A 12,661-nucleotide genomic window follows, 5' to 3' on the forward strand; every position below is an offset into this window, starting at 1 on the left:
CGGATAACGGGCCTCGGTCACTTGGCACTTCCCCTCTCCAGCGGGGCCGGGGCCCCGGGCGGCACGAACGGCAGACCCGCCGGTGCCCCGTTCTCGATCAGCTTCCACAGCGCGTCGGTGTCGGCGTGCTCGGCCACCAGGTCGCCCAGCGCGTCGAGCTGCCGCTCGCGGGCGGCGGCGAACGAGGTGTCCGGCGCCGGGACGAAGGAGCGCCCGGCGGCCCGGGCCACCTCGGCCAGGAACGCCCGGCGGAACGCGTCGTTCTCCAGCAGGCCGTGCCAGGTGGTGCCCCACACCGGGCCGGTCCGGCAGCCGTCCAGCGCCCGCCCGGCGGCGTCCGCGACGAACACCTCGCCGCCCTCCACCGCCACCACCCCGTGGTGGATCTCGTAGCCCTCCACCGGCTCGCCCAGCGCCACCCCCGACGGCCGGGCCAGCACCTTGTCCGCGCCGAACACCACCCGGGTCGGCAGCAGCCCCAGGCCGGCCACCGGGCCGGACGACTTCGACTCCACCGCGTCGACGATCTCCCGCCCCAGCATCTGGTAGCCGCCGCACACCCCCAGCACCGGCAGCCCCGCCGCGACCCGGGCCGCCAGCGGCCCGGCCAGGCCCTGCGCGCGCAGCCAGGCCAGGTCCGCGACGGTGGCCCGGGTGCCGGGCAGCACCACCAGGTCGGCGTCCGCCAGCTCCTCGGGGCGGGTCGCCCAGCGCACCAGCACGCCCGGCTCCTGGGCCAGCGCGTCCACGTCGGTGAAGTTCGACAGCCGGGGGAAGCGCACCACCGCGACCCGCAGCACCTCCGCGCCCGCCGGCCCGCCCGCCGCCGGGCGGGACGCCACCGACGCCAGGCCGAGCGAGTCCTCCGCGTCCAGCCACAGGCCCGGCAGCATCGGGAACGTCCCCAGCACCGGACGCCCCGTCAGCTGCCGCAGCATCTCCAGACCCGGCGCCAGCAGCCGGGCGTCACCGCGGAACTTGTTGACGAACCACCCGGCGATCAGCGCCTGGTCGTCCGGCGACAGCAGCGCCAGCGTCCCGAACATCGACGCGAACACCCCGCCGCGGTCGATGTCCCCGACCACCACGACCGGCAGCCGGGCCGCCGAGGCCAGGCCCATGTTGGCGATGTCCCGGTCCCGCAGGTTGATCTCCGCCGGGGAGCCCGCGCCCTCGCACACCACCACGTCGAAGCGCGAGCGCAGGTCCGCCAGGCACTCCAGCGCCCGCTCCAGCAGCACCGGTTTGCGCTCCCGGTAGTCGAGTGCCCCGACCTCCGCGACCGCCCGCCCCAGCAGCACCACCTGGCTGCGCCCGTCCGCGCCCGGCTTCAGCAGCACCGGGTTCATCGCCGCCTCCGGCGCCACCCCGGCGGCCTGCGCCTGCATCGCCTGCGCCCGCCCGATCTCCGCCCCGTCGACCGTCACGAACGAGTTCAGCGACATGTTCTGCGCCTTGAACGGCGCCACCCGCACCCCCTGCCGGGCCAGCCAGCGGCAGATCCCCGCCGTCACCACACTCTTCCCGGCGTCCGAGGTCGTACCGGCCACCAGCAGCGCGCCGTTCACCGGCGAACTCCTTTCGAGACGCCCCGACCGGGGCTCGCGGAACCGCACGCGGCGGACGGCGGCATGCCGAAGTCCCGTGCCATCACTGTCAGTTGCACCATCAGCCCGCACCGCGGCGGGGTCACCTGCGCCGCCGTCCGCCCAGCGCCCGCAGGGCCAGCGTGGCCGCCAGCGCGAGCGCGCCGACCCGGCGCGAGAGGCGGCAGGCCCGTTCGATGTCGGCCGGGCCGACCGGCGGCAGGCCCGCACCCAGCACCGGCCGGTGCTCGACCCGCTCGCCGTACCGCAGGGTGCCGCCCAGCTGCACGCCCAGCGCCCCCGCGAACGCGGCCTCCGCCTGGCCCGCGTTGGGGCTCGGGTGCGCGGAGCCGTCCCGCCGCCAGACCCGCCAGGCCCGCCCGGGCGCGCCGGACGCGGCGACGGCCAGCAGCGCGGTCAGCCGCGCCCCCGGCCACCCGGCGACGTCGTCGAGCCGGGCCGCGGCCCAGCCGAAGCGCCGGTAGCGGGCCGACTTGTGCCCGACCATGGCGTCCAGCGTGTTGACGGCCCGGAACGCCAGCAGCCCCGGCACGCCCGCGACGCCGCCCCACACCAGGGCGTTGACCACCGCGTCGGCGGTGTTCTCGGCGACCGACTCGACCACCGCCCGGGCCACCTGCTGCTCGTCCAGGCCCGACGGGTCGCGCCCGCACAGGTGCGGCAGCCGCTCGCGCGCGGCGGCCAGGTCGCCGTCCGCCAGCGAACGCCCGATCGCGGTGGCCTCCCGGGTCAGCGACGTCCCGCCCAGCACGGTGAAGGCGGCCCCGGCGGCCAGCGCCCCGGTGGCGACGGGGGAGCGCCGGGCGGCCCGGACGGCCAGCGCCGCCCCGGCCGCGACCGTGCCGACGGCGAGCGCGGTGTGCAGCGCCCCGGCCCCGCGGTGGTCGCGCCACAGGCGGCGCTCCAGCCGGGCCGCGGCGGTGCCGAACAGGGCGACGGGGTGTCCGCGCCGGGGGTCTCCGAGCCGGGCGTCCGCGAGGTATCCCGCGGCCGCGCCCACCAGGTACGGGGCAGCCCCCATGGCGTCGTGTCCTCACTCAGGGTCCGCGCCCTGGATCGACGGAACGGGGGCCAGAGTCTCCTGACTTCCGGTCACCCCCGCGCGGGGTGGTCCGGTCACAGTGGCGGGACCGCGCCGGACTCGCACCGGCTTCCTCTGCTTGCCTCCGTTTGGCCCAAAGATCCCACCACGCCCGGTTCGGGGCAGTCAACCGAGCGGGTGGAGTGGTTGGTCACATACGGCCACCGGGGCCGCCACGGGGCAAGGTGGCAGGTCAGGGCGGGTGCACGGCGGGCCGCGGCGCGGCCGGCACGCCGTCGCCGCGGAAGAATCCCGGGTGCGACGGCTGGTCGTACGCGGTGTTCTGCCGGGCCACCGCCTCCCGGGACCGGACGCCGTGCACCGGCGTGGTGATCCGCCGCGCCCGCCGTCGTCCACGGCCGTCGCCCCGCAGCCGGTCTCCTCCCTCCCGTCGCCGCCGCATCCTCAACCGGCCTTGTCCCAGCGGCAGTCGAGGACCCGATCGGCGCCGCCGGCTCAGCCGTCGGCACTTCCCCCGCGCAGGGAGTGGATCATGCTCCGCAGGCTCCGGAGCGCGTCCGCCTGCTCGGCCGCGGTCATCCCGGCCAGCATCCTGACCTCCACCGAGCGGACCGCCGCGCTCGCCTTCTCCAGGCTCCGCCGCCCGCGGGGCGTGAGCCGGGCCGGCAGGGCCTTCCCGACCGGCGCCGCCGCGGGCCTGACCACGTGCCCCTCCCGTTCCAGGTGCTGGAGCAGCACGTTCATCGACTGCCGGGTCACGAACGCGCCGCGCGCCAGTTCGGAGTTCGACATGCCCGGCCGCTGGGCCAGCAGTTCGAGGCAGGAGTAGTGCGTCACGGTCATGCCGAGCGGCCGCAGCACCTCCTCCATGGCCGAGCGCAGGACGCTCGAAGCCTCCTTCAGCAGGTAGCCCAGTGAGGTGTCCAGATCGATGCCGCCGCCGCTTTGACTCATGTCAGAAGTCTGACATACGTTGATCCGTGTCAGGAATCTGACACAGAGGAGAGGAACACCGCCATGCCCGTCACCGGCCCCGACTTCATCTCGCTGCAGGTCCGCGACCTCGACGCCGCGCAGGCGTTCTACCAGCACTACCTCGGCCTGGTCCGCTCACCGGCCGGCCCCCCGCACGCCGTCGTCTTCACCACCCGGCCGATCGCGTTCGCCCTCCGCGACCTCGTCCCCGGCACCGACCTCGACTCCGCCGCCCGGCCCGGCCTCGGCACCGCGCTCTGGCTGCACGCCACCGACGTCCAGGCCGTCCACGACGCCCTCGCCGCCGACGGCCACCCCATCGTCTCCGCACCGGTCGACGGCCCCTTCGGCCGGACCTTCACCTTCGCCGACCCCGACGGCTACCACATCACCCTCCACGACCGCGCCTGACCCGCCCGCCCCGGTCGTCGGTTCGCCCAACCGCCCCGCCCCGGCCGCGCCCCCGTTTCGTGCCATCCGCGGCTGTGGCCCGACCGCCCCCCGCGCCTAGCGTCGGCAGGCATGCGACGCAGACAGCCGCCGGCCCCCGCGCCGGTGCCGTTCTCCCCGGCCGCCGCCCGCGCCCACCGCACCGCGCTCGGCCTGACGGTCGAGCAGGTCGCGGACGGGCTGGCCGCCCACGGCGTGCGGCTGCTGCCCGGGCACGTCCTCGGCTGGGAGGACGGCCTGCTCCCGCCCACCGAGGAGCAGTTGACCGCCCTCGCCCGCACCCTGTGGTGCCCGCCCGCCCGGCTGATGGGCACCGCCCCGGCCACCCTGCGCGACCACCGGATCGCCCGCGAGCTCACCCAGGACCAGGCCGCCCGCCTGCTCGGCCTCACTCCCACCACCTACCGGCAGGCCGAGACCACCGGACGCTGGACCGGCAACGAGGACCAGACCCGCCTGCTCGCCCGGGTCCTCGCCCTCGACCTGCCCACCCTGATCCGCCTCACCGGCCGCACCGCCGACCTCGACGCCCGCCTCCGCCAGGTCGTCCAGGGCCGCTGGCAGGCCCAGCTCCACCCCGTCGCCCGCCTGGTCCCGGTCGCCCCCGCCGTCCTCGAACACGTCCTCGCCGCCCTCCAGTCCGAGCACCACACCCCCACCTCCTGGGGCGCCGCCCCCGCCCCGACCCGCCCCGACCCCACCGCCCGCTTCTGGCACCTGCTCGCCGAGGCCGAGGCCGAGGCCGACGGGACGCCCTGACCGCCCCGCGCCGCCGCCCCGGCCGGTCACCCGCAGCGCCGCCCCGATTCGCCGTCCGCCCTCCGGGCAGGTGCACTGGGAGCACAGGACCGCCAGCACCCGGGAGACCGCCATGCGTTGGGGAACCGCAGCCGTCGTCGCAGCCGCCGCCGCAGGAACCGGAGCGGCGGCCTTCCTGCTGCTCGGCCGGAGAGTCTCGGACCGGGTGGTGCGCCCCGGCTCCGCGCAGGTCGTGTTCGCGCCCGCCCCGGTCGAGGTGCACGACCTCGGACCGGGCCGGGTGGTGCTGACCGCGACGCCGGACACCCTGCGCCGCGGGCACTACGCGCTGGAGTGGGGCGAGGACGGCCACGCCGTGGTCGGCGAGGTGCTCGGCAGCGGCGGCGGCCGGGTCACCCGGCGGCTGGAGCGGGCCGACGGCGGCACCCTCGCGGTCGGCACCGAGGTCCGGGTCACCCCGCGGGTGCTGCTCGGCGACCCGCGCACCGCGCTCGGGCTGGACTACGCGGACGTCGCGGTGGCCGGCGACCTCGGCAACCTGCCGGCCTGGCGCACCGCGGGCATCCGCGGCACCTGGGTGCTCCTGGTGCACGGCCCGGGCGCCGACCGCGAACAGGCCCTGCCGGTGCTGCCGCTGCTGCACGCGCTGCGGCTGCCCACCCTGACCGTCAGCTACCGCGGCGACGCGGACGCACCGGCCTCGCCGGACGGCCTGGGCCACTTCGGCGAGACCGAGTGGGAGGACGTCGACGTCGCCGTCCGGTACGCGCTGGCCCAGGGCGCGGGCCAGGTGGTGCTGTACGGCTGGTCGGTCGGCGCGACCATCGCCCTGCACACTGCCGCCCGCTCCACCTGGCGCGACCGGATCGCCGGGCTGGTGCTGGACTCCCCGGTGCTCGACTGGTCCGAGACGGTCCGCCGGGGCACCACCCGGACCTGGTCCTCCCCGGCCCTCGGCGAACTCGGCACGCTCGCCGCCCGGGGCCGCACCGGCGTCGACCTCGCCGACTTCGCCCGGATCGCCTCCGGCGCCGACCTGCCCTCGCCGGCGCTGCTGCTGCACAGCCCCGACGACCCGGTCGCCCCGTGGAGCGCCGCGCAGCGCCTCGCCGACGGCCGCGACGACCTGGTCAGCCTGCACCCGGTGCCGCACGCCGAGCACGCCGCGCTGTGGAACGCCGACCCGGACGGGTACACCGAGGCGCTGCGCCGCTTCCTCACCCCGCTGCTCTGACCCGGCGGAGGGCCCGGCGCCGGGCCGGAGCGGGAACCGGAACCCGGCGCACCGCGTCTCCGTCACGGAGTGGTCACCTTATTCGCCATGTCCACGTCGAAAAGCGGAGTGATTCCTCCCGTTTCGCGGCGACTCGTCCCCCCGCCGTTCGATCCGTTCGGACATCGGGCCGAGACAGCTCGGCAGTCGATGTGACAGAAGGCCCGTACAAGGGGAAGACTGCACGGCGTGACGTCTCGGAACCCGCGCGACCGTGATGCCCCGCACCCGCCCCACCGCACCGGTGCGACGGTGACCCGTCTGCCCGGAACGGCGGCCGTCGGTCGTGTGGAGGGCACTCCCCCCGCCGCCGCCAACCGCCGCCGGGTCCCCGCGAAGCCGGGGCGCGGCCGGGTGCCCGTCCCGGACGGCTTCCCGGCCCCCTCCGAGCTCGCCCCGCTGGCCCGCCGGATGCTCGCCGACGCGGTCCGGGTGGCCCGCTGGGCCGGTGAGCTCTCCGAGGTCGACAAGCGCGGCGAACTCCTGCCCGAGGACGCCCGCGCCGCCGGGCGCGCCCTCGCCATGACCGTCGGCGCCGCCGCCAACGCCTGGGGCCAGGCCCTGCTGGTCGGCCTGGTCGAGCTCCGCGACGGCGGCGCCGGGCCCGGCTGGCGGCTGCACGCCTGGGAGCACGACGACGAGGCGGTGATCCGCGGCTGGTCCGCGCTGTTCGACGCCTGGACGCTGCTCGCCCCCGTCCCGCCCGCCGCCCTGCGCGGCGTGTTCGCCCAGCTGGCCGGACAGGCCGTCGACCAGGCCCCCCAGCTGCTGTCCTTCCTGCACCTGGTGGACGGCCCGGTGGTCGACAGCGAACTGCTCGAACTGCTCCGCCGCGGCCTCGACGAGCGCCGCCTCGGCCCCAGCTCCGGCACCTTCCCGCTGTCTCCCGTCCCGCACGCCGCGTTCGCCGTCTCCGCCGTCCGCGGCACCTGCCGCGAACCGCAGATCGACACCCCGCACTCGCCCGCCGACGTCGCCGCCGTCCTCGACTGGATGCTCGACGGCCTGGCCGCCGTCGGCGCGCTCGGCCGCCGCGACGAGGCCGCCGAGCTCTCCCCGCTCGGCCACTGGGCGGTCCGGGCCAAGCTGGAGGAGATCTGCACCGTCGCGCAGACCGCCGCCGGCCACATCGAGCAGAGCGCCGCCGAACTGCTCAGCGCCTGCGCCGACTACAGCCCCGGCCCGGCCCGCGCCGAGTTCCGGGCCTGGGTCGCCGCCCGCCCCGCCGACCGCGCCGTCGCCGAACTCCTCGAAGCCGCCCGCGGCGAGGACGCGCTCGTCCGCGGCCTGGCCTTCGAGGCGCTCCGGGTGGTGGCCGGCTCCACCGCCGAACAGGGCGTGCGGGCCGCCGTCGACGAGCCCGTCCTGCGCCCCTACGCGCTGCTCTGGCTGGCCGAACAGCTGGACGAGGACGGGGTGTCCCCGGCCGACGTGCTGGGCGCCGAGGACGCCGCCTGGCTGTGGGTGGACACCGCCGCCGCCGTGCTCGACCACGGCGAGACCGCCCTGCTGGTCGGCCACGTCGAGGGCGCCTCGGCCGGCGAGCCGGTCCGGTTGTTCCACCGCGCCCGCCAGTCCGGCCACCCGCGCGCCGCCAGCGTGCTGACCGCCGTCGCCTCCGTCCACCCCGACCCGGCGGTCGCCCGCGCCGCCCGCCGCAGCGCCTTCTCCGTCCACAACGGCGGCGCCTGAGCCCGCACACCCGCACACGAGGAAGCCGCCCTCCCGGAGAATCTCCGGGAGGGCGGCTTCCTCGCGTTGCGTCTCGGCTCGGGTCAGCCCCGGTTCTCCGCGCGACGCGCCCGCACCACGCCGACCTTCTCGCCGACCTTGCGGCGGATGACCAGCAGCGGAGCCATCGCGGCCAGCGCGATCTGGGCGACCGCGCCGATGTGCATCAGGGTGTCGCCGCCGGGCAGGCCCGCCGCCCAGGAGGCGAGGCAGCCGATGGAGACGACGATCCAGGCGAGCGTCGCGGTGGCCAGCAGGCCCTGCGGCTTGGGGTACTCGATCCGGCTGACCATCAGGTAGGCCACGCCGAGGATCATCAGCAGGCCCGGGATGAACGGCGGGTCGAGCAGCACGATGGCCAGCACGGTCATCGCGCCCATCGGGCAGGGCATGCCCTGGAAGATCCCCGGCCGCATCTTCACGGCCGAGAAGCGGGCCAGCCGCAGCACCACGGCCAGCAGCACGGTCAGCGCGATGAACGCGGAGAGCTGCTGGTTGCTGCCGGGGGAGACCAGGCCCCACACCGCGACGAAGTAGGCCGGCGCGATGCCGAAGCTGATCAGGTCGGCCAGGTTGTCGAGCTCGGCGCCGAGCGCGGAGGAGCGCAGCTTGCGCGCCACCAGGCCGTCGAAGAGGTCGCACATGGAGCCGATCAGCAGCAGCGTCACCGCGGTGGCGGCGCTGTGCTTGACCGGGGCGGCCGACTCGTCGGTGAGGTGCGGCATGAGGATCCCGGTGGTGATCGAGTAGATCGCCAGGAAGCCGCAGACGGCGTTGCCGAGGGTCAGGAAGTCGGCGGTGGACAGGTGCTGGGGGGAGCGGGGGGCGCGCAGCTCGCGGTCCCGGGCCCAGCGGCGGCGGCGGAGCTCGGTCGACTCTTCGTCGTCGAGCTCGATGAGGGTTTCCGGATCAGTCACGGTCAAGGCGAGTCACCCCGGCGGTGGTCTTCTGGCCGACCGTGACGCCGACCTCGACGCCCGCCGGCAGGTAGGTGTCGACGCGGGAGCCGAAGCGGATCAGACCGACCCGCTCGCCCTGCTCGACCTTGGTGCCGGCGTCCACGTAGGGGACGATGCGGCGGGCCACGGCACCCGCGATCTGCACCATCTCGATGTCGCCGAGCTCGGTGTCGAAGTGCCACACGACGCGCTCGTTGCGGTCGCTGTCCTTGTTGAACGCCGGGACGAACCCACCGGCGACGTGCTCGACGGACGTCACGGTGCCGGGCAGCGGCGCGCGGTTGACGTGGACGTTGAGCGGGCTCATGAAGATGGCGACGCGGGTGCGCCCGTCCGGCCACTCGTCGATGGACTGGACCACGCCGTCGGCCGGGGAGATGACTCGGCCGGCGCCGATCTCGCGCTCGGGGTCGCGGAAGAACCACAGCATGCCAGCGCTCAGGGCGCAGGCGGGCACGGCCGCCAGGGCCCACTTGCCGGAACGCCGGGTGAGGGCGGTCGTCACGGCGGCGGTGGCCAGCGTGGGAACGAACCAGGGGGTGGCACCGCGCGCGATGGTCACGCGGGGACGCCGACCCTCGGGTCCGGGACCCTGGGCGGAGGTGTGAGGGGACGGGCTGATGGGCATCGAGGACCTTTAGTCGCGGCCCCGCGCGGGGACACTGAATGGCCCCTGGACTGGGGGCCACCGCGGGGATCGAGTTGTGTGGACGGCTGCTGTCCGGGTGGATGCTATCGGGACCTGCCCGTATCTGGGCAAGCCGCCTGCTAGTCGAACTACGCCTGCCTGCGGAGTCGGGCACCTGCTATGCATACGACCGTAACCGGAGCGGAGGCGGTTCCCCAAGAGGTCCCGGGTCACGGGTGATTCACGTCTCAGTGACGGCGGCGTGACACGCGGTGTGCGGAGGCGACCCACCGGCGCGCACCTGGGGAAACGCGCCGGTGGGTCGCCTCGGGCGCCGGTCCGGCCCGGGGTCGGCTGACCAGGCCGGGGGCCGGACGCGGCGGGCGACGGACGGCGGGCCGCACGCCCACCGTCCGTGCGGGGAGAGGGTCTTCAGTCGGCGAGCCGGTACTCCTCCAGCAGCCGGCGTCCCACGATCATCTTCTGGATCTCCGCCGTACCTTCACCGATCAGCAGCATCGGGGCCTCCCGGTAGAGCCGCTCGATCTCGTACTCCTTGGAGAAGCCGTAGCCGCCGTGGATCCGGAAGGAGTCCTCGACGACCTCCTTGCAGTACTCGGAGGCCAGGTACTTGGCCATGCCGGCCTCCAGGTCGTTGCGCTGCCCGCTGTCCTTCTTGCGGGCGGCCATCACCATCATCTGGTGCGCGGCCTCGACCTTGGTGGCCATCTCGGCCAGCTTGAACTGGATCGCCTGGTGCTCGGCGATCTTCTTGCCGAAGGTGGTGCGCTGCTGCGCGTAGGCGATGCCCAGCTCGAACGCCCGGCGGGCCACCCCGCAGCCGCGGGCGGCCACGTTGACCCGGCCGACCTCGACGCCGTCCATCATCTGGTAGAAGCCCTTGCCGGGGACGCCGCCGAGGATCCGGTCGGCCGGGATCCGGACGTCCTGCAGCACCAACTCGGTGGTGTCGACGCCCTTGTAGCCCATCTTCTCGATCTTGCCGGGCACGGTCAGGCCGGGAACCGTCTCGTTCGGCCCGAAGCCCGGGGTCTTCTCGATCAGGAAGGTGGTCATGTTCTTGTACGGGGTGCTGCCGCCCTCGTCCGTCTTGCACAGCACCGCGACGACGCTGGAGGTGCCGCCGTTGGTCAGCCACATCTTCTGGCCGTTCAGGACGTAGAACTCCCCGTCCTTGACGCCCTTGGTGGAGATCGCCGACACGTCGGAGCCCAGGCCCGGCTCGGACATCGAGAAGGCGCCGCGCAGCTCGCCGGCCGCCATCTTCGGCAGGAAGTGGTCCTTCTGCTCCTGGGTGCCGTGCGCGCTGATCATGTGCGCCACGATGAAGTGGGTGTTCACGATGCCGGAGACCGACATCCAGCCGCGGGCGATCTCCTCCACCACCAGGGCGTAGGTGAGCAGCGACTCGCCGAGGCCGCCGTACTCCTCGGGGATGGTCAGCCCGAACAGGCCGAGCTGCTTCATGCCCTCGACGATCGCGGTCGGGTACTCGTCCCGGTGCTCGAGTTCGGTGGCGACCGGGATGATCTCCTTGTCGACGAACTCCCGCACGGTGGCGAGGATGTCCCGCTGGATCTCGGTGAGGCCGTCGGTCTGTGCGAGGCGTCCCATCGTGCGGCTCCGTGAATGCTCGTGAAGATGAGGGTGGGGGTTGGGGGGCTCCGCGGCGCGTGGCTGCCGCGGAGCCCCCGGGAACCGGGTAGGGGCGAAGGCCGATGACGGCGGCCCGCCCGTCCGGGGCTCTGAGGGCTGTCAGGCGAGCGGTTCGGGGCGGCCGGGCTGCTCGCCGCCGCGCTCCTTCACGTACGCCTCGGTCGGCACCATCACCTTGCGGCGGAAGGTGCAGACGACGGTGCCGTCCTGCTTGTAGCCCTTGGTCTCGACGTACACGATGCCGCGATCCGGCTTGGATGTCATGCGCTTGTCGAGAACTTCGGTCTCGCCGTACAGCGTGTCGCCGTGGAAGGTCGGCGCGACGTGCCGCAGCGACTCGATCTCCAGGTTGGCGATCGCCTTGCCGGACACGTCCGGGACGGACATGCCGAGCAGCAGCGAGTAGACGTAGTTGCCGACCACGACGTTCTTGCCCTGCACGGTGGTGGTCGCGTAGTTGGCGTCCATGTGCAGCGGGTGGTGGTTCATGGTGAGCAGGCAGAACAGGTGGTCGTCGTACTCGGTGACGGTCTTGCCGGGCCAGTGCTTGTAGACCGCGCCGACCTCGAACTCCTCGTAGGTGCGTCCGAACTGCATGGTTCAGGCTCCCGGGATCTCGAACTTGGTGGTGCGCTCCATGCCCGCGGCCCGGCCCTTGCCCGCGATGACCAGGGCCATCTTGCGGCTGGCCTCGTCGATCATCTCGTCGCCGAGCATCGCCGAGCCCTTGGCGCCGCCGGCCTCCGAGGTGCACCAGTCGTAGGCGTCCAGGATCAGCTCGGCGTGGTCGTAGTCCTCCTGCGCGGGCGAGTAGATCTCGTTCGCGGCGCCGACCTGGTCCGGGTGCAGCACCCACTTGCCGTCGAAGCCGAGCGCGGCCGAGCGGCGGGCCACCTCGCGGTAGCCCTCCTGGTTGCGGATCTGCAGGTAGGGGCCGTCGATCGCCTGGAGGTCGTTGGCGCGGGCGGCCATCAGGATGCGCATCAGGATGTAGTGGTAGGCGTCGGCGCCGTAGCCGGGCGGCTGCTCGCCGACCACCAGGGACTTCATGTTGATGGACGCCATGAAGTCGGCCGGGCCGAAGATGATGGTCTCCAGCCGGGGCGAGGCGGCGGCGATCGCGTCGACGTTGATCAGGCCCTTGGCGTTCTCGATCTGCGCCTCGATGCCGATCTTGCCGACCTCCAGGCCGACCGTCTTCTCGATCTGGGTGAGCAGCAGGTCCAGCGCGATCACCTGCTGGGCGTCCTGCACCTTGGGCAGCATGATGCAGTCCAGGTTCTGGCCGGCGCCCTCGACGACGGTGATCACGTCGCGGTAGGTCCAGTGCGTGGTCCAGTCGTTGACCCGGACGACCCGGGTCTTGCCGCCCCAGTCGCCGTTGTTCAGGGCGTCCACGATGTGGTGCCGGGCGCTCTCCTTGACCAGCGGGGCGCAGGCGTCCTCCAGGTCGAGGAAGACCTGGTCGGCGGGCAGGCCCTGGGCCTTCTCCAGGAAGCGCGGGTTGCTGCCCGGCACGGCCAGGCAGGAACGGCGCGGACGGAGGCGGTTCACGGTCAT

At 74.2% G+C, this 12,661-nt stretch carries 13 protein-coding genes and 1 riboswitch; of the genes, 4 read left to right on the forward strand and 9 right to left on the reverse strand.

The window, feature by feature from the left end; all coding sequences use genetic code 11:
- Positions 1-17: 17 nt before the first annotated feature.
- From IH44_RS0111175 to IH44_RS0111190, 4 genes are all read right to left on the reverse strand, one after another.
- Entirely contained in the window at positions 18-1,568 is a 1,551-nt protein-coding gene (locus IH44_RS0111175) for a cobyric acid synthase (protein ID WP_030459318.1), read from the reverse strand.
- 121 nt (positions 1,569-1,689) lie between these two features.
- Positions 1,690-2,628 carry a cobalamin biosynthesis protein gene (locus IH44_RS0111180; protein ID WP_030459319.1) on the reverse strand — a complete coding sequence of 313 codons (939 nt, stop codon included), beginning with the start codon at positions 2,626-2,628 and terminating at the stop codon, positions 1,690-1,692.
- 53 nt (positions 2,629-2,681) lie between these two features.
- Positions 2,682-2,765: riboswitch (cobalamin riboswitch) on the reverse strand.
- Between the two features lie 116 nt (positions 2,766-2,881).
- The gene (locus tag IH44_RS49660) at positions 2,882-3,091 is read right to left on the reverse strand and encodes a hypothetical protein (protein ID WP_369794934.1); all 210 of its coding nucleotides are present in this window, start codon (positions 3,089-3,091) and stop codon (positions 2,882-2,884) included.
- A gap of 53 nt (positions 3,092-3,144) precedes the next feature.
- Positions 3,145-3,603, reverse strand: coding sequence for a MarR family winged helix-turn-helix transcriptional regulator (locus tag IH44_RS0111190; protein WP_030459320.1), 459 nt, complete (start codon positions 3,601-3,603; stop codon positions 3,145-3,147).
- A 63-nt stretch (positions 3,604-3,666) separates the two neighbouring features.
- Here IH44_RS0111190 and IH44_RS0111195 point away from each other — a divergent pair, with 63 nt between their 5' ends.
- The 4 genes from IH44_RS0111195 to IH44_RS0111210 all read left to right on the forward strand — a co-directional run bounded on the left by IH44_RS0111195 (position 3,667) and on the right by IH44_RS0111210 (position 7,798).
- Positions 3,667-4,035, forward strand: coding sequence for a VOC family protein (locus IH44_RS0111195; protein WP_030459321.1), 369 nt, complete (start codon positions 3,667-3,669; stop codon positions 4,033-4,035).
- A 111-nt stretch (positions 4,036-4,146) separates the two neighbouring features.
- Positions 4,147-4,833 (forward strand): helix-turn-helix transcriptional regulator, encoded by a 687-nt coding sequence (locus tag IH44_RS0111200; RefSeq protein WP_107066510.1) that lies wholly within the window; start codon positions 4,147-4,149, stop codon positions 4,831-4,833.
- Between the two features lie 112 nt (positions 4,834-4,945).
- Positions 4,946-6,067 carry a S9 family peptidase gene (locus IH44_RS0111205; protein WP_030459323.1) on the forward strand — a complete coding sequence of 374 codons (1,122 nt, stop codon included), beginning with the start codon at positions 4,946-4,948 and terminating at the stop codon, positions 6,065-6,067.
- A gap of 291 nt (positions 6,068-6,358) precedes the next feature.
- On the forward strand, positions 6,359-7,798 hold the full coding sequence (locus IH44_RS0111210) for a hypothetical protein (RefSeq protein ID WP_232794900.1): 1,440 nt from the start codon (positions 6,359-6,361) through the stop codon (positions 7,796-7,798).
- A gap of 83 nt (positions 7,799-7,881) precedes the next feature.
- Here the strand turns inward: IH44_RS0111210 and IH44_RS0111215 are convergent, their stop codons facing one another.
- The 5 genes from IH44_RS0111215 to IH44_RS0111235 all read right to left on the reverse strand — a co-directional run bounded on the left by IH44_RS0111215 (position 7,882) and on the right by IH44_RS0111235 (position 12,661).
- Positions 7,882-8,760 carry a phosphatidylcholine/phosphatidylserine synthase gene (locus tag IH44_RS0111215; protein ID WP_369794935.1) on the reverse strand — a complete coding sequence of 293 codons (879 nt, stop codon included), beginning with the start codon at positions 8,758-8,760 and terminating at the stop codon, positions 7,882-7,884.
- Positions 8,747-9,424 (reverse strand): phosphatidylserine decarboxylase, encoded by a 678-nt coding sequence (locus IH44_RS0111220; protein WP_030459326.1) that lies wholly within the window; start codon positions 9,422-9,424, stop codon positions 8,747-8,749. The genes IH44_RS0111215 and IH44_RS0111220 overlap by 14 nt, the downstream gene beginning before the upstream one ends.
- A gap of 432 nt (positions 9,425-9,856) precedes the next feature.
- The gene (locus IH44_RS0111225; RefSeq protein WP_030459327.1) at positions 9,857-11,059 is read right to left on the reverse strand and encodes an acyl-CoA dehydrogenase family protein; all 1,203 of its coding nucleotides are present in this window, start codon (positions 11,057-11,059) and stop codon (positions 9,857-9,859) included.
- A 141-nt stretch (positions 11,060-11,200) separates the two neighbouring features.
- Positions 11,201-11,698, reverse strand: coding sequence for a MaoC family dehydratase (locus IH44_RS0111230; protein ID WP_030459328.1), 498 nt, complete (start codon positions 11,696-11,698; stop codon positions 11,201-11,203).
- A gap of 3 nt (positions 11,699-11,701) precedes the next feature.
- Positions 11,702-12,661, reverse strand: a complete 960-nt coding sequence (locus tag IH44_RS0111235) for a CoA ester lyase (protein ID WP_030459329.1) — start codon at positions 12,659-12,661, stop codon at positions 11,702-11,704.

Source organism: Kitasatospora sp. NRRL B-11411 (assembly GCF_000721345.1).
GTDB lineage: Bacteria > Actinomycetota > Actinomycetes > Streptomycetales > Streptomycetaceae > Kitasatospora > Kitasatospora cineracea.